15 protein-coding genes are annotated in these 19,865 nt (G+C 49.9%); 11 read left to right on the top strand and 4 right to left on the bottom strand.

The annotated features are described in order from the left end of the window. Positions 1-231 precede the first annotated feature (231 nt). From ACJ2PR_RS29925 to ACJ2PR_RS29915, 3 genes are all read left to right on the top strand, one after another. Entirely contained in the window at positions 232-537 is a 306-nt protein-coding gene (locus ACJ2PR_RS29925) for a hypothetical protein (RefSeq protein WP_446859002.1), read from the top strand. A 108-nt stretch (positions 538-645) separates the two neighbouring features. Further along, a complete protein-coding gene (locus ACJ2PR_RS29920) occupies positions 646-3,747 on the top strand; it encodes a valine--tRNA ligase (protein ID WP_446879724.1) in 3,102 nt (1,033 codons plus the stop codon). 418 nt (positions 3,748-4,165) lie between these two features. Next, on the top strand, positions 4,166-4,723 hold the full coding sequence (locus tag ACJ2PR_RS29915) for a hypothetical protein (RefSeq protein ID WP_446879723.1): 558 nt from the start codon (positions 4,166-4,168) through the stop codon (positions 4,721-4,723). A gap of 78 nt (positions 4,724-4,801) precedes the next feature. On the opposite strand, the gene ACJ2PR_RS29910 is transcribed toward ACJ2PR_RS29915, so the two are convergent. Further along, positions 4,802-6,796 (bottom strand): ABC1 kinase family protein, encoded by a 1,995-nt coding sequence (locus tag ACJ2PR_RS29910; RefSeq protein WP_446879722.1) that lies wholly within the window; start codon positions 6,794-6,796, stop codon positions 4,802-4,804. A 421-nt stretch (positions 6,797-7,217) separates the two neighbouring features. Between ACJ2PR_RS29910 and recN the strand changes: the two genes are divergently transcribed. Next, entirely contained in the window at positions 7,218-9,134 is a 1,917-nt protein-coding gene (recN, locus tag ACJ2PR_RS29905; RefSeq protein WP_446879721.1) for a DNA repair protein RecN, read from the top strand. 76 nt (positions 9,135-9,210) lie between these two features. Here recN and ACJ2PR_RS29900 read toward each other — a convergent pair whose 3' ends face one another. From ACJ2PR_RS29900 to psbP, 3 genes are all read right to left on the bottom strand, one after another. After that, on the bottom strand, positions 9,211-10,290 hold the full coding sequence (locus ACJ2PR_RS29900) for a protein kinase domain-containing protein (RefSeq protein WP_446859008.1): 1,080 nt from the start codon (positions 10,288-10,290) through the stop codon (positions 9,211-9,213). Between the two features lie 114 nt (positions 10,291-10,404). Further along, entirely contained in the window at positions 10,405-11,076 is a 672-nt protein-coding gene (locus tag ACJ2PR_RS29895) for a nucleoside triphosphate pyrophosphatase (RefSeq protein WP_446879720.1), read from the bottom strand. 56 nt (positions 11,077-11,132) lie between these two features. Then, positions 11,133-11,675 (bottom strand): photosystem II reaction center PsbP, encoded by a 543-nt coding sequence (gene psbP / locus ACJ2PR_RS29890; protein WP_446866696.1) that lies wholly within the window; start codon positions 11,673-11,675, stop codon positions 11,133-11,135. 515 nt (positions 11,676-12,190) lie between these two features. Between psbP and ACJ2PR_RS29885 the strand changes: the two genes are divergently transcribed. From ACJ2PR_RS29885 to ACJ2PR_RS29855, 7 genes are all read left to right on the top strand, one after another. After that, positions 12,191-12,817: a DUF3038 domain-containing protein gene (locus ACJ2PR_RS29885; RefSeq protein ID WP_446859011.1), complete on the top strand. Its 627-nt coding sequence runs from the start codon at positions 12,191-12,193 to the stop codon at positions 12,815-12,817. Then, positions 12,814-14,322: a DUF4335 domain-containing protein gene (locus ACJ2PR_RS29880; RefSeq protein WP_446879719.1), complete on the top strand. Its 1,509-nt coding sequence runs from the start codon at positions 12,814-12,816 to the stop codon at positions 14,320-14,322. The genes ACJ2PR_RS29885 and ACJ2PR_RS29880 overlap by 4 nt, the downstream gene beginning before the upstream one ends. A 164-nt stretch (positions 14,323-14,486) precedes the next feature. Next, on the top strand, positions 14,487-14,852 hold the full coding sequence (locus ACJ2PR_RS29875; protein WP_446866693.1) for a DUF6464 family protein: 366 nt from the start codon (positions 14,487-14,489) through the stop codon (positions 14,850-14,852). 332 nt (positions 14,853-15,184) lie between these two features. Next, the gene (locus tag ACJ2PR_RS29870; RefSeq protein ID WP_446859014.1) at positions 15,185-15,403 is read left to right on the top strand and encodes a hypothetical protein; all 219 of its coding nucleotides are present in this window, start codon (positions 15,185-15,187) and stop codon (positions 15,401-15,403) included. A 270-nt stretch (positions 15,404-15,673) separates the two neighbouring features. Then, positions 15,674-17,302, top strand: a complete 1,629-nt coding sequence (locus ACJ2PR_RS29865; protein ID WP_446879718.1) for a B12-binding domain-containing radical SAM protein — start codon at positions 15,674-15,676, stop codon at positions 17,300-17,302. Between the two features lie 15 nt (positions 17,303-17,317). Next, the gene (locus ACJ2PR_RS29860; RefSeq protein ID WP_446879717.1) at positions 17,318-18,322 is read left to right on the top strand and encodes a glycosyltransferase; all 1,005 of its coding nucleotides are present in this window, start codon (positions 17,318-17,320) and stop codon (positions 18,320-18,322) included. Between the two features lie 171 nt (positions 18,323-18,493). Next, positions 18,494-19,865 (top strand): heavy metal translocating P-type ATPase (locus tag ACJ2PR_RS29855; RefSeq protein ID WP_446879716.1); only part of this gene is annotated, 1,372 nt, incomplete at its 3' end.

Raw genomic sequence — 19,865 nt, 5'->3', positions numbered from 1 at the left:
CTCAGTAGACCCACAGTATCGACACTGCATAGTACAATACCCTCATTCATCCCTCTATTATGCAACGCCGAAAATTGGAGAGCGCAAATAGATCGGGAGTATTTTTACATTCTCTTTACAAACAACTTTCAGACTCGCCGACTCATTACGAAATTTGGTGCAATCTGCTGAGAGGTCAGACATTTCACGCTAAGGTGAACAGCAAATTATCAGCCTGTTGACGCAATCTGCATGAAGTATTTTTTCCTTTCGGAGGGGTGGGAAGTCGGTCGCGTCTGGGAACTTGGCGGACTTTGGAACGAAATCGCCTGGAGACGCAAGCCCCAAATCGAGCAAATGACCGTATGCATCTGGGAAAACAACGAAAAACTCTGGCTTTACCGCGTTGAAGATGCTGTTCTTATGGTCGAAGTCAAGCCAACTCCGGTTGCAGTGACCGTGACTCCAGAAAACGCGATCGGTCAAGTCGTTCTCAAGCGCCTAATTTCGGGAGATCAAGCGATCGAAATTCTCTGTGCCAACCAGTTTCCAAAATAATCTACAAAATAGACCCAATCAGGAACCGCAAACTAACCCTCACCTCACGCCCTTTGCCTCCTCCCGGTTTATCATGGCTAAATACGCAAAAACGCCCCCAGTCCTTCCATGACCGCAACGCCTCCCATGCTGTCCAGCCAGTACGATCCCGCCAGCGCCGATGCCAAGTGGCAGAAATTTTGGGAAGAACATCAAGTCTTTAAAGCTGACCCCAATGCATCCGGCGAGCCTTACTGTGTCGTGATCCCGCCGCCCAACGTCACGGGTAGCTTGCACATGGGCCACGCTTTTGAAAGTTCGCTGATCGATGTGTTGGTACGCTATCACCGCATGATCGGACGCAACACGCTCTGGCTTCCAGGAACGGATCACGCCAGTATTGCAGTGCAAACGATTTTAGAGCGGCAGCTCAAGGCAGAAGGCAAGACGCGGCAAGATTTGGGGCGAGACGCTTTTCTAGATCGCGCTTGGAAGTGGAAAGCCGAATCTGGGGGAACGATCGTCAACCAACTGCGGCGACTGGGCGTTTCGGTCGATTGGTCACGCGAACGATTCACCCTGGACGAAGGGCTATCAAAAGCGGTGCTGAATGCTTTCGCTATGCTCTATGAAGAAAAGCTGATCTATCGGGGCAAATATTTGGTCAACTGGTGCCCAGCGAGTCAGTCTGCTGTTTCTGATCTCGAAGTCGAAAACCAAGAAGTCAACGGTCATCTCTGGCATTTCAGGTATCCGCTTTTGGATGGGGATGGCTATGTCGAAGTGGCGACAACCCGACCTGAGACGATGTTGGGCGATACCGCAGTGGCCGTTAATCCGCAGGACGATCGCTACAAACATTTAATCGGTCAAACGCTGATTTTGCCTTTGGTGTATCGAGAAATTCCGATCATTGGCGATGAATTTGTCGATCCCAGCTTTGGAACGGGCTGCGTGAAAGTGACTCCGGCCCACGATCCCAACGATTTTGAGATGGGCAAGCGCAACAATTTGCAGTTCATCAACATTTTGAACAAAGACGGCACGCTCAACGAAAACGCTGGAGAGTTCCAGGGGCAGGATCGCTTCGTCGCCCGCAAAAATGTGGTCAAGCGGCTCGACGCAGAAGGTCTGTTAGTCAAAATTGAGGATTACAAGCACACGGTTCCCTATAGCGATCGTGGCAAAGTTCCGATAGAGCCGCTGCTTTCGACCCAATGGTTTGTCAAAATTCGTCCCCTTGCAGAACGGGCTTTAGCTGATTTGGATCAGCAATCTTCACCGCGATTTGTGCCCGATCGCTGGACAAAAGTTTACCGAGACTGGTTGGTCAGCCTGAAAGACTGGTGCATCTCTCGCCAACTGTGGTGGGGGCATCAGATCCCCGCGTGGTATGCCGTGAGTGAAACGGGCGGAGTGATCACCGATGAAACCCCGTTTATGGTGGCGCGAGATGCAACAGAGGCTAGAAAGAAAGCGATCGCGCTATTTGGTGAAACCGTTCAGTTAGAGCAAGATCCTGACGTATTGGATACCTGGTTTTCTGCTGGTTTGTGGCCCTTCTCGACGCTGGGCTGGCCGCAAGAGACGGCTGATTTCGATCGCTACTATCCCACTACCACGCTGGTCACAGGCTTTGACATTATTTTCTTCTGGGTCGCCCGGATGACAATGATGGCCAAACACTTCACAGACAAAATGCCCTTCCAAACGGTTTACATTCACGGGCTGGTGCGGGATGAAAACAACAAAAAGATGTCTAAATCTGCCAACAATGGCATCGATCCCCTGATTTTGATCGACAAGTATGGGACAGATGCGCTGCGCTACACGCTGATTCGCGAAGTCACCGGAGCAGGGCAGGACATTCGATTAGAATACAACCGCAAAACGGATGAGTCGGCTTCTGTTGAAGCGTCACGCAACTTCACCAACAAATTGTGGAACGCCTCGCGGTTTGTGTTGATGAATCTGGACGGCAAATCGCCAGAACAGTTAGGGCTACCAGATTTCGACCAATTAGAACTGAGCGATCGCTGGATTCTCTCGCGCTTTAACCAGATTTCTCAACAGATTCGAGACAATCTCGACAACTACGGCTTGGGCGAGTCAGCCAAACTGCTGTATGAATTCATTTGGGGCGATTTTTGCGACTGGTATATCGAACTCGTCAAACCTCGATTTCAAAGTGAGAACGCGACTTCTCGCAGGGTTGCCCAACAAACGATCGCCCAGGTTTTAGAAGGCATTTTGAAACTGCTGCACCCCTTCATGCCGCACATCACCGAGGAAATCTGGCACACCCTGACTCAAACTGAGGAATCGTCGGGAAAAGCCCTTGCTCTCCAGTCTTATCCAGTGCCCGATCCCGTCCGGATTGACGCTTCTCTAGAGCAGCAGTTTGATCTCCTCATTGGCACGATTCGCACAATTCGCAATCTGCGAGCCGAGGCAGACATCAAGCCCGGAGCCAAAATCGATGCCTTTTTGCAAACCGAGAGTCCGTCAGAAAAGCAGATTCTAATCGCGGGTCAGTCCTACATTCAAGACCTGTGTAAAGTCAAGACGCTGACCGTCAACCAGCCCGATGTTCTGACTCAGACTCAGACTCAGACAATGCAGGTTTCTGAATCTGAGGAGACGATTTTTACAGGCGTTGAGTCCTTCCTTCAAACAAATCGGCGGTTTCTCTCGACGATCGGATTCATTCTCCTGACCCTGATCACCCTCAAACTCCTGGGCGGCATTGTCGAAGGCATTCATCAAGTTCCGCTGTTACCCACTTTCACTGAATTGGTCGGGATCGCCTACAGCGTTTGGTTTGCGCGGAGAAACTTGCTGAGTCGGAGCGATCGTCAGCACTTATCACGCCAAATTCAACAGCTTAAAACCGAAATTGTTGGAGAATCTCTGTCCCCTCTGCCTCAAGTGATCGAAATCGCGCCCTCTCCAGTGGATGGGGAGTCAGAGCAAACGATCGTTGGCGTTGTCGGAACGGTACAAGTCTCAATTCCGCTGGCAGGTTTAGTAGATCTCGTGGCAATGCGGGCCAAAACTGAGAAAGATCTCAACAAAGTGGAAGCCGAGACTCACGCCCTGTCTGCAAGATTGAGCAATTCTAAATTTGTAGACAAAGCTCCTCCTGAAGTCGTGCAAGCTGCGCGAGACGCTCTAGCCGAAGCCCAAAAGCAAGCGGAGATTCTACGGGCAAAACTCGATCGGCTCGAATAAAGAGATTTCAATTTGATGAAATTTTTCGCCTTTGTCATCCCGAAGCTTCCAGAACCAGGGAGTTGCAGCGTAGAAGCACTCAACAGCAAAGCAAAAAACTGTGTCGAACTGACCTTTATTCAGGGCATTCTGAACCTGTAGCTGACAAGTTTCTATGACAGCAGACGGTCTAGAGTGGCGTTATACTATTTTGCATAGCGCGATCGCCACTTGACCTTGCTGTTCTCTGTCTTTCGACTGCTGCCTTGCGACACAAGACTCTTGAGAATGTAATCTAGAGGCAGATCGACTTTTTATTTCGTTACCAAGGTATAAAATTTTAGACAGACAGCTTTGCAACTGGTTGACCTGACCTTGCAGAGGCGGAGACATTACTCTTATTGTGGTTCCCAACAGAGACAAGTAGAGAGAACAAGTAATGCTGCACTTGGCTCAAGTTCAAAAAAAAGGCTATTTAGGTAAGGCAGGTTTACACTTGCTGGCAACTCAGAAGTCTGAAAACATCTGGGTCGTTAATGCTGAAGAAGAAGTAATCCTGGCATCAGAAGCAAACGTCTACAGCGAAAATATGCTCGTTCTGGTCGAGCTGTCTAATACTCAACAGGTTCTCAGCATCCAAAATGCTAAGGACTGGGTGGTCGATCTCGTACAAAAGTTTTTGATTAACGGGGTTACACCCGCATTTTTGCATCAAGAAACCGAACGCGCCGAGCAATGGAGACAATCTCTCACCCTTCAAAGTCAAGAACTCGATCGCCGCGCCCTAGAACTTGAAGCCCGCCGAGAACAAATTCAATCCCTCGAAGAAGATCTGAAGCGCGAAAAGAAGCAGTTTGAGTCTTTGTCCCAACAGCTAGAGTCCAAAAAACAGGAACTTGAGTCTTTAGCCCAAGAGCTAGAGTCCAAAAAACAAGAACTCGATCGTTCTTCTGATCCGATCAACCCGCCTCCAGAGTCCGATTCACCTAAAAAATAAGGGCAGCCACAGAAGCACTACCCCTACTGTAGGTTAATTGAAGCCGACACCAAGCAACTTGCTTTTAGTTGAAAAAGCCTAACCTTTCACGGGAGGCAATGCAGGTAAGGGCATTGGGTGACCGTTATGAACATCTGGCTGGTTCGCTAATAAGAACTCACGGAGAAGCCGAACAGCCACTCTCTGAGCAAGTCCACCCACAACCTGTTGTCCCATTTTCTGAGTTTCGGGTCTGGCTAATAGTCGAGGCACTAATAAAAGTACTTTGTTCTGGTCAAATCCGCGCGTTTCCTGCAAGATATTCCAGACGCGCTTGAGATGATCGAGGGTTTGCTGATTTTCGGAAGGAATGGCAGGACGCTCCACGGTCAGCCCAACGCGCTCCCGCAGACCGTAGGTTAAGTTGTGCCACACGGTTTGCCCGATCGTATCCAGTCCCTTGATAATCTCATTGACTAGATTGTTGCGAATAAAGTCGCCTCGCTCAGAAAATAAGAAGTCAGCCGCCTGGTTGATTGCCAGATCCAGATCATAATCCTGGTTGCTGCGGGCGTTCTTCAGCAGGTTTTCTAATCGATTCCAGCGAAAGCTACCGTCTTTGAACAACAGATCGCGCAGAGAGAGCCGCAGTTCGGGAGCCGGATCGGTCAGCAAGCGCTTGGCCACGTAGGGATAGGCTTTGCTCAGAACTTTGAAATCGGGATCAACTTTAATCGCAATGCCTTCCAGGGTGACGAGCGATCGAATAATCAGCGCAAAAAATGCCGGAACCTGAAACGGATAGTCATACATCAGACCAGACAGCTTATCGGTAATGCTTTTGATGTTGATTTCGGCAACGCTTGCCCCCAACGCATCATTAAAGACTTCAGCCAGGGCAGGAATGATTGGACTCAGATCAGTCGTCGGCGAGAGAAACTCTAAATTTACATAGTCTCTGGCCAGACCTTCAAAGTCTCGATTGACCAAGTGAACGATCGCTTCGATTAATCCATACCGTTGATAAGGCTTAATTTCGCTCATCATGCCAAAATCCAGGTAGGCGAGTCGTCCGTCAGCCATCGCTAACAGGTTGCCTGGATGGGGATCGGCATGAAAAAACCCACTTTCTAATAGCTGCCGCAGCGAACACTGGACTCCTAAATCGATTAAGTGAGTGGGATCGATGCCCTGCGCTTTGATTTCGTCTAATTGAGTGAGCTTGGTTCCGGTGATCCACTCCATTGTCAAAACGCGCCGACCCGTGTACTGCCAATAGATTTGAGGAACGTAGATTTCTGGCATGTGCCCATAGAGTTCAGCAAACCGCTCGGCGTTGCGGCCTTCCTGGGTGTAGTCCAATTCTTCAAAGATGCGGGTCGCAAGCTCATCGGTGATGGCTACAAGATCACTTTTGACACGCTTAATATTTTTCATCGCCCAGACCGCCAATCCTCTAAGGATGTACATATCCAGTGCGATATTTTGGGCCAGTCCGGGGCGCTGAACTTTAACCGCAACGGTTTCCCCAGTCTTGAGTTTGCCTTTATAAACCTGTCCTAAAGAAGCGGCGGCGATCGGCAACGCGCTCAATTCTGCGTAGATCACTTCAGGACGATCGCCCAATTCTTCCTCAATAAACTGAAAGGCAATCTCGTTGGGAAAGGGAGGCAACTGATCCTGTAGCTTGGTGAGTTCTTCTAGATAATCAGGGGGCACCAAGTCGGGGCGAGTAGACAGCGCTTGTCCAATTTTGATGAAAGCTGGCCCCAATCGAGTCAGCATTTCTCTCAGGTGAACCGCTTGCTTTTGCTGATTATTTTGATTGCCTGTGAAGCGATCGACCCACAACCGCAGACCAAACACTAGAAACGGCAAAAAGATACTCAGCGCTCGACCCCAGACGCTCAAAGGACGCTGGCGATATTCAGCCGCAATCACGTCTGGGTCATACTGCAAAGCTGGCAATTGAGCCAACGTCGGTCTAAGTTCCTCTTGAGTCAAGACGATCGGCAAGCTTGATTCAAAATCAGCACCATAAGAGGGAGCGATCGCGGGTTCAGCAGAAGCAGGCTTGACGTTCGTGACATTCATGAGTGGAAACCAGATAAGCCTTAATGTGAAGTATTGTAACAACTCTAGAGGAACATTCTCCTGATTCCAGTTAATCATTTCTTCACGAATCCGAAAGCAATTGAGCCTTCTGGATTTCCGAACGATCTGATCAGGAAAACTGCCCTGTCGGGATTCAACTTTTCTCAAGTTAGCGTCGATCGCGAGATTCTCCCTCTTCAAAAAGCCTGAAACGTCCTCTTCCCTGGGTTTAGGACAAATTTACTATCAGCCGCACTAAAAAGAAGTCTTCAGACGTTCGGTGACAGTTAACATAAAGTTAGGTGCCTGCACGGCCCAAATTGCTCTAGAAAAGCTTTTTACAGACAAAAATCGCTTGTTAGATTCGGATGGATCAACCATAGGATCGATCGACGGTTTGCCCTCAGCCTGAAAGTTGCCCATGTTGCTGTCTTTGCGGATCGAAAATTTTGCGTTGATTGACCAGCTAGAACTGGAGTTTGGTTCAGGCTTGCACGTTTTGACCGGGGAGACGGGTGCAGGAAAATCGATTATTTTAGACGCGATCGACGCAGCCCTTGGTGGCAAAGTTACCAGTCGAGCCGTGCGTACTGGGGCAGACCGGGCGGCGATCGAAGCCACATTTCAGCTTGATCCCAGTCTTGAAGCGTGGTTGTCTAAAGAGCAAATTGAGCCGATCGAGGGCAATTCTCTAATCTGTAGTCGAGAAATTGTGGCCAGTCCCGCTCGCAATCGATCGCGGGTGAATGGCATTCTCGTCAACAAACAGCAAATGGAGTCGCTGCGCGATCGTCTGGTTGAAATCACCGCCCAAGGGCAAACGGTGCAACTGGGTCAGCCTGGATTACAGCGCGATTGGCTAGACAGTTTTGGCGGTAGCGCTTTGCTCAAACAGCGAGAAAAAGTTAGCGTGGCATATTCTCTCTACCAGCAAGCCTCTCAAGCGCTAGAGAAACGTCGCCAGTCCGAGCAGCAACGCCTGCAACAGCTTGACTTATTTGAGTATCAGCTTCGTGAATTGAATGCAGCCAGTTTGAGCGATCCTGATGAATTGGAGCAGCTTGAACAAGAACGCAAACGTCTTGGACACAGCGTCGAGCTACAGCAGCAAAGCTATCAGGTGTATCAGGCACTCTATCAAAATGAAACCGGAGACAAGGCGTGTTCTGATCTGTTGGCTAAGGCTGAATCGCTGCTGACAGATATGTTGCGCTACGACGAACAGCTTCGGCCGATTTTGGAACTAGTCACGTCGGCGCTGGCTCAAGTGCAAGAAGCAGGGCAAGAAATCAACGCCTACGGAGACGATTTAGAAACCGATCCTCAACGTTTACAAGAAGTCGAAGAGCGCATCATCGAACTCAAACAAATTTGCCGAAAATACGGCCCGACCTTGGGGGAAGCGATCGCCCTTCAGCAGTCTCTCCAAACCGAACTCGAAGAGATCACCGGAGCCGGACAATCGCTCGAAGATCTGGAAAAAACAGCCGAAGCGCGCAAAGCTGACCTGACTCAAACCTGCGAGAAACTCACCCAACTGCGACAGACGGCCGCCCAAGATCTCGAAAATCGCCTGATCGCCGAACTCAAACCTCTCGCAATGGAGAAAGTGCAGTTTCAAGTCGGCATTACGTCGATCGCTCCCACACCCGGAGGAGCCGATCGCATCACCTATCTGTTTAGCCCCAACCCTGGCGAACCGTTGCAACCTTTGACGGAGACCGCTTCTGGCGGTGAGATGAGTCGCTTTCTTTTGGCGCTACAGGCCTGCTTTTCTCAAGTCGAATCGGTGGGCACGCTGGTTTTTGACGAAATTGATGTTGGCGTTTCGGGACGAGTAGCCCAGGCGATCGCCGAAAAACTCCATCAACTCAGCCGTCACCATCAAGTGCTCTGTGTGACTCACCAGCCGATCGTTGCGGCGATGGCCGACCAGCACTTTCATGTAGACAAGCAGGTGATCGATCTGGGCAACGGGCATTCGGGAACGGGAACCAAAAAACAGAAAAAAGCAGCGCAGAATGGGTCGAGTGCTGATTCGATGTCTGAACCTTTGGCTACCGCTTCAGAGGTGCGAACGGTGGTCAGGGTGAATCAACTCGATCGCCAGCAGCGTCAGCAAGAATTGGCTCAATTGGCGGGCGGACAGTCTAACGGCGACCACAATGGCTCCACGGATGGGGCAGCTTATGCGTTTGCAGAATCGCTCTTGGCTCAGGCCGCCACACTTCGAGAAACGCCCTCTGTCTCGGTGAATTCTGAAGCGCAGTCTGAACAGCCCGCCAAATCGGAGCCAAAACCACGATCGCGCCGCTCCAAAACCGCAAAAAAGTCGTAAAGTGTGCGATCACAGAAGTTTGAAACAATGTGAATGCACTGAAAGCGCAATCGCCCTACCCGACAAACCCCTGCAATCACCCTTCCGAAGACAACTGCTCGATCGCCGCCTGGAGTTCTCGTCTCGCTTGCAAACGCTCTTGCCACTCGCGAATCGCGATCGCCGTCCGAATCAAAGGGGGAATGTAGCCCTGATTGTTGGTCGATGGCAGACCACTGGAGGAGCGAGGCTGACTCGTCATGCAGGGCAAAAGATGATCGAGGTAGGGTTCTAGTTCGATCGATCGCAGCACTTCTTCGGCAGATTGGTAGCGATCGCGAGGAGAAATCCTCAGCATCTTGTCCAAAACTTTTGCAAAATGGTCGCTGACTCGCACCAGACCGCGCCACTTCACCTCACCCGTTGTAAATTCGTACTCAAACTCCAGAGGTGCCTTGCCCGTCAACAAATAGAGACAGGTCATGCCCAACGCATACACATCGCTGGCAAACAAAGGACGCATCGACAACTGCTCTGGCGGCGCAAACCCAACCGTACCCACAAACTGAGTTGAAGTGCGAACGCTGGACTGCTCAATGCCGATAATCCGTTCTTTGACCGCTCCAAAATCGATTAATACCAGCCGTCCGTCGTCTTCACAGCGCAATAGATTGGGCGGCTTGATGTCTCGATGAATGACGCGATTTTTGTGAACGTACTGCAACAGCGGCAAAAACTCCACCAAAAAATCTTTGACTTCTGCTTCTGAAAATAAGCCCGATCGCCGCACTTCTTTATTCAATGTGCTGCCGCGAATGTATTCCTGCACTAGATAAAACTCGCCATTTACCTCAAAGTAGTCCAGCAGTTGCGGAATTTGAGAATGACAACCCAGCTTACTGAGGGTTTTGGCCTCCTGCTCAAACCGTTGGCGAGCCTTTTTGAGAGAAGCAGGATCTTGGACTTTGGGGCACAGTTGCTTGATCACACACCAGGGTTGGGCTGGCAGTTTGCGATCGCGCGCCAAAAACGTTACGCCAAAGCCGCCTCTGCCCAAAATCTTGTGGATCTCATAGCGATCGCGAAACAACTGTTGAGAACCACAGATCTGCCCTAAGTATGTGTTGTGTAATACATCAGAGCGAAAGTTAGAGAAACTAGCGGGCGGACGGTTCATCGCGGTCACGGTTGAGTCATACCAGGATTCTGAATTGCTACCAGTCTAAGTATTGATTCGAGGAACTGGTGAAATCTTTAAACTTAAGATCCTTAAACTTAAGATCTTCAAAACTCAAGATGCCCAAAAGTCCGTTACGTCATGCCCCAATTCTGCCAGCATTTGTCTAAGAAGCGGCATACTCAACCCAATGACATTTGTATGACAACCCTCAATTTTTTCGATAAACAGACTTCCCTTCCCTTCTAGTGCAAAACATCCAGCACAACTGAGCGGTTCCCCGGTAGCGACATAGGCGGCGATTTGACGATCGCTCACATCCGCAAAAAACACCCGCGTCATTTGAGCGCGCACGATCGGTGAGGGAGGCATCAGCGTTCCTTGTTCTGAATAGGCTGAGAAGAGCGCGTGACCCGTGTAGAGTTCACCCATCTGACCGCGCATTAGTTTCCAGCGGGCAATTGCTTCCTGGGGGTTATCTGGCTTGCCGTGGATTTCGCCCTTGATAGACAGCACCGAATCGCATCCCAAAATCACACCAGGGGTGCGAGAAAACAGCCGCCCCAAGCCAGCCAACTGCAACTCTCCCCGCTTGTCCCAGAGCGTTTGCATTGAGGTTGCCGCCTTTTGTTCTGCCAGAATTTTGACCAACTCCGCAGGATCATCTGACTTCACCAAAGATTCATCAAAATTGCTGGGATGACCGATCGCATCAATGCCCACCATTTTTAGGAGCCGTCTACGGGCCGGCGAAGCAGAGGCCAAAACAAAGAGAGAAGGTGTCATGAAGAAAATTGGATCAGCAACCACTGATTAGACAATTTAGCTCACCTAAGCCAGAACTAATCGACCGAAAAAGATTTGACAGCCAATTGCAAAAGATCCTTCATTCTGCCCCAGCGATCTTCTGGAGTCGAAGCGTTGAAGGTGTAAAGTTTACCGCGATAAACGGTGGCGCTGGCTAGATTGTGCCGCTCTTGATTGTTGGGCAGTTTCACCACATATTCCAGTAAATAATAGAGCTTGTCCCCTACCTCGCGCTCCTCAGCATTGACCAGTTCGGCGGTGCGTCCAGAATCGGGAGGAGCGATCGCGCTCTTGCCCAATCGATAGCCCACTTCACTCGGAGTCCCCAGATCCGTCAGTTTTTTCTGACCCTGCGTAGGATTGATCACAACGCTGACATTCTCCGTCGGCTGGATAATATCGTGAAACACCACATCCGGGCCGTTGGCAACCTGCACCTGCGACCAACCGTTGGGGTACAAAAACCGATAGCCATCCGTACTGTCTGCAAAGCTTTTTAAGCCGCCGACTCCCGACACACAGCCCTGCAAACCGAGACTAAAGACCACCAGCAATACCGCGACGAATCGTTTGAGCATTTCCCTATTTCCTATCAACTTGGCTGTAGGTACGAAGTGAGCTACGTCCCTATTCGACCCAATTTTTCTATTCTCCCATCTCTGCTGCACCGATCAATCGGGAATGAGTAAATGAATCCACCTATCTCTGAATATTTTTTACACGTATTTTCAAAGAAACCTTAGAATTGAATGTTGGACGTTCTAATCCCTCAAACGTGGGTTAGATGTTCTTCTAAACGAGGCACTCTGCAATATAGTTCGGAATTTTAACGTTTCTGCTGCTAAATTGGCATGGGCGCAGGCTCCTTCTTAAATTGTTGACTAACAAATGGCAAGGATTCTCGTTAATTTCCAGGATTTTTCACCTGAGATCCTGATTTCGGTAGAATGCTTCTGGATGTTGAGCCACTAGGGTTAATTGTTGAGCCAAATTGCCCAGCCTGGAAACAGGAACTTTGAGAAATTAATCTGTATCCAGATTGACGACTTTTGTTTTCCGATCGCCTTCGACAGACCCCCTACTCGCAATTGGAATGAGTGTTTCCGTGAGCGTAATGCAGTTGAATAGTCCATCCGCCCCGACAACTCCGCTAATTTTAGACAGTTTGCCCGATCCGCCCGTCTCAGAGGGTGTTTGTCCCCGGCGGACTCGGTTACAGATCGATTTGCTGCTGCTGGCGATCGAGGCGTTAGATCTGGGTGGCTCAGAAGCAATTTTGGCGGTTGCCGCTGATCTAGATCTTCGGAGCGTGATCAAAAATCGGGTAGTTCTCTGGAGATTACGCAGCACCAACCCCTTTAGACGCTACAGCCAGCGCCGACCTTTGACCTTACTAGAAGCAAAAGCCCTGGTGGTGATCACCTGCTCTCTGGCCCGGCGGCTGACGGTTTTGATTCGCCAATTGCTCCTCGCTTATCAGCAACTCAGCGACAAACAGCTTTCTCCTGATCATCATTTCCGACTGGCTGAGTATTTAGAACGCTTCCGCGCCCATTTTCGCAGCCGAATGAATTCGCGTCGTGCGGGCGTGATGGCGTACAGTTCTGACGAAACGCTGAATGAACTGGCGCTCGAATTGCTCGGACAACTGCTGTTTTGCACCGGAACGTCAGGAATACAGCGTTTGTGGATCAGCTTGTTTGACGGAGAAGTGTCATGACCATCCAGCGCCAGTACAGTTTGCCCAATTGCACCCTGGTTTTGGAGGGGTTGTCTGATGCAGCGGCGGCTCAAACTGAGTTTCGTCCCGTCATGTCTCTGCTGATCAATGCAGAATGCCATCTCCCAGGTCAAGAAAAGCCTTTGAGCGGAGGGCGTGAGTTCTTTGAAAGTTTGGTGACGGCGGTGAGCTTGTATGCTCAAGAATTTTTGAGTGGAGTCCATTTGCCGCGCCACACCTACAGCGATAAGCCTTCGTTTGTGAAGTTAGAGCGGATCAACCGCACCCATCACCGCATCAGTGTAGAACCCAGCGCCGACCACAAAACGACTTCTGCTCAAGCGGTTGATATCAATACCGTTCAACTCTTTGATCTGGTAGAAGCGATCGACCAGTTTGTGGCTGATACCCAAACCTTACCGTTCTGGTCGCTCAATCTGGCCCCAGTGCCCAAAAAGTATGCCGGGTCTCGTGAATCTGTGTCCAAGCAGGCTGTTCCAGCGGCGATCGGAGTGTCTGGATTAGCGCTGGCGGCGATCGCTTTTCTCGCGTTGCCCATGCCCAGAGTCAACAAACCCGCCTGTTTGACGGCTGGAGAATGTCCGACTTCGACCGCCTCGCCCAATCCAACGGCCAGTCCTGCGGTCAGCCCCAGCGTCGCGGTCAGTCCGACTTCTAGCCCAACGGCCAGTCCGACTTCTAGCCCGATCGCCACTGCCTCGCCCGACCTGGCTCAGTTAGAAACTGCCTTGAACGCGGCTCCTGCGATCACCGACCCTCAAGAGTTGGATGCTTTGAGACAAAAGCTCACTGATCAAATCAGCAGCAAATGGAAGGCAACTCCAACCTTTACAGAAAACTTGGTCTATCGAGTCGGCGTGGGTAAAGATGGCGCGATCGTGGGCTACAAACCCGACAATCAAGCCGCACTCGACCAGGTAAAACAAACGCCCCTATTGGATTTGCTCTACCTGCCAGTCGGGGGAAGTGTGCCGTCTCAAGACCCGATCGCTCAGTTCAAAGTAATCTTTACGCCCCAAGGCAAGCTAGAAGTGACTCCCTGGGAAGGGGCTTCTGTCAGCGCTTCGCCTGTTCCTGAAACATCGCCCAGCCCGCAGGTGGCGGATTCTCCCAGTCCGGAGGCATTGCCCAGCCCGGAGGCAGCGGTGAGTGCTGTTTCGGGATCACCTGTAGAGATTACAGAAAAGTCTCAGCTTGAGAACTTGCAGCCCAAACTGTACGACCAGATCGACCAAAACTGGAAGGGAACGCCTTCGTTTGAAAAAGATTTGGTGTTTCGTGTCAGGGTCAAAGCAGATGGCACGATCGCTGACTATGAGCCTGACAGCCAACTCGCCAACGACAACACCAAAGCTACGCCTCTTCCACAACTGAGCAAGCCAGCCGATCCAAACGCGACTCCTTCTGAATCGCTGGCTTCGTTTAAAGTTGTCTTCAAACCCAGTGGTGTCTTGCAGGTCAACCCGTGGCATGGGAGACGGTAGCGCAAAAGTGAGGAAAAAAGTGGGGTTTGTTTAGTGGGGTTTGTGGATGCTCTTTACGCCTCACCCCTCACTAATTCTGTGCAGAATCTAAACTCAAAGTCATCTTGGGAACGATCGCGATACCATCAAGAAGCTTTGATGTCAGCCACAACACCTCTATCCCTATGGAGCAACCCTCACTGCCGACGGAGTTGATTTTGACGCATCCGCTTCGCACGATCAAGATGCTGCAATTGGATTGGTCACCTCAACCAGGAGCCTATCTCGATGTGGAGGGCGAAACTTACGCAGTCTTAGAGCGCCATCATCGCTATCAGCTTAAGGCAGGGCGCTATCATCTTCACAAAGTTGCGCTGTATGTGCAGGTGGTTCAACGTCCGAGTGAACGAACTTTATTTGAGGGGCGTTGGGTGTTGGGAGATGCTACCTGTCGGTTTAACGCCCATTCTGAACTGATTCGCTGTGCAGTTAATCCCGCTGGGCTGTGCGAACAGTGCAAATTCTACGAAAAATCTGCGGAAGAGCTTTAGGCGTTAAACCTTTGACAGAAGACCGAGGCACCGAAAATTAAAGGCCTCTAAAACTACTTTTTCCAAAATCTAGAGTTCAAGGTCTAAAGTTCAGCGTCCAAAATCTCTTACTAGACTTGCTGAGATTTCTCTCTTTAGCGGTTGACAAGTCTGGGATTTATTGGATTGAATCAGTGAATCGCGAAAGCCATGAAATGCAGACGTTGTAAGCGTTGAAGCCGCTGCTCTCGTGATCGTGTCGTTCTGTATTGATCCGTGAATGTTGTGTCAAAACTCACCACAAACTGAAAAACTGTGTAAATATAAAGAAAATCTTAAGAGATACAGAATCTATGCTGACTCCAACCATGATTCGTCGTCTGTGGACACTGATCGAATCGACCCAAACCACCATCCTGCTTCAGTTTGAAGACTCGGCTCTGGTGCAGTTGTTGCTCAACCAATTTACAGATCAGCAGCCGATCGACGATCAAGCCGCCGTTTATCTCAATTCTTACATTCAACAACGATTGCCTTTGATTCGAGATACGGCAGAAGGGAGAGCGCTTTAGTAGGGATGAGGGAGAACTTTGATGATCTGTTCCCCCTTTTGGGGTAATCCGCTTGCGAGGAGGGATGAAGGATGAGGGATGAGGGATGAGGGATGAAGCAGTCAGGTAGTCTTCATTTCGGGTTCGGTCTCCTTAGATTTGGCAGGTTGCACTGGGGTCAGGAATTGAATGGGCGATCTCGTCTGGCGTAACAAAGGAGTTCACTTCATAATTGGGTAGGTTGACCAAAACCTCTAAGCCCTCTTCTTTGTTGTGTGAGAAGGAACCGAAATGACAGGTTTGCTTGCATCTTCCCAAGAGACGACTTCTAACCATTCTTTTGATTCCAGACAAAAGTTTTATACGCCACAAAACCATCGCAAAGTTCTGTGTGTATTTCCTGAATACAGTCGATCGTTTGGCACACTGCACCACGCCTACCCCTTGATGCGGAATGTGCGAGCCTTTATGCCGCCGCAGGGTCTGTTGATTGTGGCCGCTTATTTACCCCAAGCGTGGGACGTGCGATTTGTGGACGAAAATGTGCGAGCAACAACTCCCAGCGATTATCAGTGGGCTGATGTTGTGATCGTAAGTGGAATGCACATTCAGCGTCCTCAAATTAATCGAATTAACCAACTGGCGCATCAGGCAGGAAAGCTGACGATCGTGGGCGGGCCATCGGTTTCAGGCTGTCCAGAGTATTATCCTGACTTTGATATTTTGCACATTGGCGAATTGGGAGACGCGACCGATCGCTTGATCAAATGGTTGGATCAGAGGATTGAACGTCCCGATCAGCAGCTTCGGTTTGAGACGCAGAATCGGCTGCCCTTGAGTGATTTTCCGGTTCCCGCCTACGACAAGCTAGAATTAAATCGCTATTTTTTGACCAACATTCAGTTTTCGAGTGGGTGCCCTTACCGCTGTGAGTTCTGTGACATTCCCGAACTCTACGGGCGCAATCCTCGAATGAAAACGCCAGAACAAGTGATGCGTGAGCTAGATGCCATGCTCAAGGTGGGCAATCCGGGGGCTGTGTATTTTGTGGATGACAACTTTGTGGGCGATCGCCGCGCCGTGATGAATCTGTTACCCCATCTGATCGACTGGCAAAAACAAAATGGCTATCCTGTACAGTTTGCCTGTGAAGCGACGCTCAATCTGGCCCAGAGTCCAAAACTGCTGGAAATGATGCGGGAAGCGTATTTTTGCACCGTTTTTTGTGGGATCGAGACGCCAGAGCCGCAAGCGCTGAAGTCGATTTCTAAAGACCAGAATTTGAGTATGCCGATCGTCGAGGCGGTGAAAACGTTAAATCGATACGGCATGGAGGTGGTTTCTGGGATTATTTTGGGATTGGATACCGACACGCCAGAAACGGGCGATCGCATTCTAGAATTTATCCGGCTTTCTCAGATTCCCATGTTGACGATCAATCTGCTGTATGCGTTGCCCAAGACTCCTCTCTGGCGACGGCTTGAGGCAGAAGGACGACTGATTTTGGACGAGGGACGAGAATCGAATGTGGCGTTTTTGATGCCTTACGATCGAGTCATCGAAATGTGGCAGCGGTGCATCACTGAGGCTTACGATCCCGAATTTTTATTTGAGCGATTTGCTTATCAGTGCGAACACACCTATCCCAATCGCATTCAGGTGCCCAACAGTCCAGCGCGGGTGTCAAAAGCGAATATCCTCAAGGGTTTGACGATGTTGAGCAAGATTTTACTGCGGGTGGGCGTGTTGGGCAACTATCGCAAAACGTTCTGGAAAATGGCCAAACCTGCGCTGCAAAAAGGACAAATCGAACAGGTGATTCACATCGGATTGGTGGCCCATCATCTGATTCAGTTTACGCAGGAGTGTGCGATCGGAGAAGAATCCGCGTCGTTTTATTCGCAAAAGTTTCGTCGATAAAGTGAGGTGTGCGGGGTGAGGGGTGAGGCGCGTCAGTGGGATGTAAAAACGGTTGAGGGGTTGAGTTTTTCGATCATTCTCGAAACTGAGAATTTGGCAAATGCGGATTTCAATGGATTGGTGAAGTCGATCGAATCTTTAGCGCAACAAGATCCGCCCCCGACCTGTGCCAATGAGGTGTTGCTGATCGACAGTGGAGATACGCCAACTGAGTTGCTCGATCACTTGTGTCAACAATATGCCTGGATCAAGGTTCACGAGGCACCTCCAGGGACAGGCTACTATGGCTCCAAAATGCTAGGGGCAACGCTGGCAACAGGCGACATCATTGTTTACTACGACTCAGACTGCATCTACGAGCCAACCTGGTTGAGAACAATGCTCACCAGTTTTTCTCACGCCTCTGCCCCCCAAATTATCGCTGGAGAAACCACCACTCGCGGCGTTGGCCCTTATGCGACAGCGATGTCTATGACTTACATTTTTCCGCAATATTCCGGTCAGAAAACCCTGATCCCCAGTTCTCAGTACTTTTTGAATAACGTGGCGTTTCGGCGATCGTTTCTCTTAGCCAACCCCATCCCCACCGATCTGCCGCTTTATCGAGGCAACTGTGTCATTCACGCTCAGGAGCTATCTGAGAAGGCTTACACCATTTGGCGACAGCCCCAAGCACGAGCGACCCACGCCCCTCCCAACGGGCTATCTCATTTCTTTTGGCGATTTTTGCTGATTGGGCATGATTACTATTGGCAAAAGCGAATTCTCAGAGCGCGAGGATTTCAAAAAGTCAACGATCCCGCTATGTCGAGTCAGGGGAAAATTCAGATTTTTAGCGATCGCATCCGCAAGTTATTCAGAAATGATCCGCGCCATGCCCTTTTCTTTCCTCTGGCCGTCCCAATTATGGTTGCCTCAGCGATGCTCATTTACCTGGGCTATTCCATTACAGTTCGTAATCCAAACTATCTTTTGAAGGCTCACAGTAGGGTTTTGAGCGATCGTGAATTGAGGTCATGAAGTCAAATTTAGAGGCTTGAGTCCAGTTTGAACCGTCGCTTCTACCTCAACAGCAAAGCACTTCCCTTGAAGCCTCACAATGATTATCATTCTGAATCTATGAATATATGTTCAGATGTTACTTTAATTGACTATAATCAGAACCAATATTTCTCTAGTCCCAATCAGCTTATGAAACCTTCACCTTCAAGCTGCTGTAGCTGTCGTGACAATCATCACGATCGACCTCCTCAAGACCATGACCACGATCATGACCACGGTGCCGCAGATTTCAACTTAAAGCGAGAACTATTGCCGTTGGTTGTAGTGATAGCTCTGTTGAGTCTAGGAATGGTCTTTGAAAGCCCCCTACACAATACCTTTTTCTCAATTGGCGAGTATGCCCTATTTATCCCAGCCTATTTGATTAGCGGTTGGAGTGTGTTGACGAGTGCTGGACGTAATTTGCTCAAGGGGCGAGCGTTTGATGAGAACTTTTTGATGACGGTGGCAACTTTGGGGGCGATCGCCATTCATCAACTACCCGAAGCGGTGGGCGTGATGCTGTTTTTTAAGGTAGGAGAATTGTTTCAGGAGATGGCGGTGAGTCAGTCCCGTCGCTCTATCAAATCGCTCTTAGAAGTTCGCCCTGACTCTGCCCACCTTAAAACTGAGCATGGTGTTCAAACGGTTCCCCCAGACTCTGTGAATGTTGGCGATACTATTCTGGTCAAACCAGGGGAAAAGGTGCCACTGGATGGTGAAGTTTTAGAAGGCAAGTCGCAGGTCGATACTTCTGCGCTCACGGGCGAGTCCGTTCCTCGAACCATTGACCAGGGAGGAGCAATCCTGGCAGGAATGATCAATCAAACTGGGCTTCTAACTGTAGAGGTTACAAAACGCTTTGAGGAATCCTCCATTGCTAAGATTTTGAACCTGGTTGAAAACGCCAGCAGCAAAAAAGCGGAAACTCAGAAGTTCATCACTCAATTTGCCCAGCGTTACACGCCCATTGTTGTATTTTTATCGCTGGCAGTGGCGCTATTGCCTCCCTTGCTGATTTCAGGTGCAACTTCCAGAGAATGGATCTATCGAGCCTTGGTGCTATTGGTAATTTCTTGCCCCTGTGGACTCGTGATCAGCATTCCCCTGGGCTACTTTGGCGGGATTGGAGGAGCGGCCAAACGAGGCATTTTGGTCAAAGGATCAGCGTTTTTAGATGTGTTAGCGGCTGTCACCGCGATCGCATTTGACAAGACTGGCACGTTGACCGAGGGGGTGTTCAAAGTTTCTCAGATTGTGCCCTACAACGGTTTCAATCAAGACGATTTACTACGACTAGCCGCAGCAGCAGAATCACACTCTAATCACCCGATCGCTAAATCGATTCGAGAAGCCTACAGCCAGCCGATTCATGAATCAATTATTTCTGACTACACAGAGATTGCAGGCTGCGGTATTCAAGCAAAAGTCGAAAACCGTTTGGTCATTGTCGGCAACGATCGACTGCTGCATCGAGAAAATATTGTCCATGATACCTGTCAGATAGAGGGAACTGTGGTGC

The sequence above is a fragment of the Phormidesmis sp. 146-33 genome (genome assembly GCF_052939515.1).
This window is presented reverse-complemented; position numbering and strand designations above follow the sequence as displayed.

Bases quoted from the DNA above. Each gene is read 5' to 3' on its own strand.
- ACJ2PR_RS29925 (WP_446859002.1), top strand. From the start codon at position 232: ATGAAGTATTTTTTCCTTTCGGAGGGGTGGGAAGTCGGTCGCGTCTGG.
- ACJ2PR_RS29920 (WP_446879724.1), top strand. From the start codon at position 646: ATGACCGCAACGCCTCCCATGCTGTCCAGCCAGTACGATCCCGCCAGC.
- ACJ2PR_RS29915 (WP_446879723.1), top strand. From the start codon at position 4,166: ATGCTGCACTTGGCTCAAGTTCAAAAAAAAGGCTATTTAGGTAAGGCA.
- ACJ2PR_RS29910 (WP_446879722.1), bottom strand. From the start codon at position 6,796: ATGAATGTCACGAACGTCAAGCCTGCTTCTGCTGAACCCGCGATCGCT.
- recN (WP_446879721.1), top strand. From the start codon at position 7,218: ATGTTGCTGTCTTTGCGGATCGAAAATTTTGCGTTGATTGACCAGCTA.
- ACJ2PR_RS29900 (WP_446859008.1), bottom strand. From the start codon at position 10,290: ATGAACCGTCCGCCCGCTAGTTTCTCTAACTTTCGCTCTGATGTATTA.
- ACJ2PR_RS29895 (WP_446879720.1), bottom strand. From the start codon at position 11,076: ATGACACCTTCTCTCTTTGTTTTGGCCTCTGCTTCGCCGGCCCGTAGA.
- psbP (WP_446866696.1), bottom strand. From the start codon at position 11,675: ATGCTCAAACGATTCGTCGCGGTATTGCTGGTGGTCTTTAGTCTCGGT.
- ACJ2PR_RS29885 (WP_446859011.1), top strand. From the start codon at position 12,191: ATGAGTGTTTCCGTGAGCGTAATGCAGTTGAATAGTCCATCCGCCCCG.
- ACJ2PR_RS29880 (WP_446879719.1), top strand. From the start codon at position 12,814: ATGACCATCCAGCGCCAGTACAGTTTGCCCAATTGCACCCTGGTTTTG.
- ACJ2PR_RS29875 (WP_446866693.1), top strand. From the start codon at position 14,487: ATGGAGCAACCCTCACTGCCGACGGAGTTGATTTTGACGCATCCGCTT.
- ACJ2PR_RS29870 (WP_446859014.1), top strand. From the start codon at position 15,185: ATGCTGACTCCAACCATGATTCGTCGTCTGTGGACACTGATCGAATCG.
- ACJ2PR_RS29865 (WP_446879718.1), top strand. From the start codon at position 15,674: ATGACAGGTTTGCTTGCATCTTCCCAAGAGACGACTTCTAACCATTCT.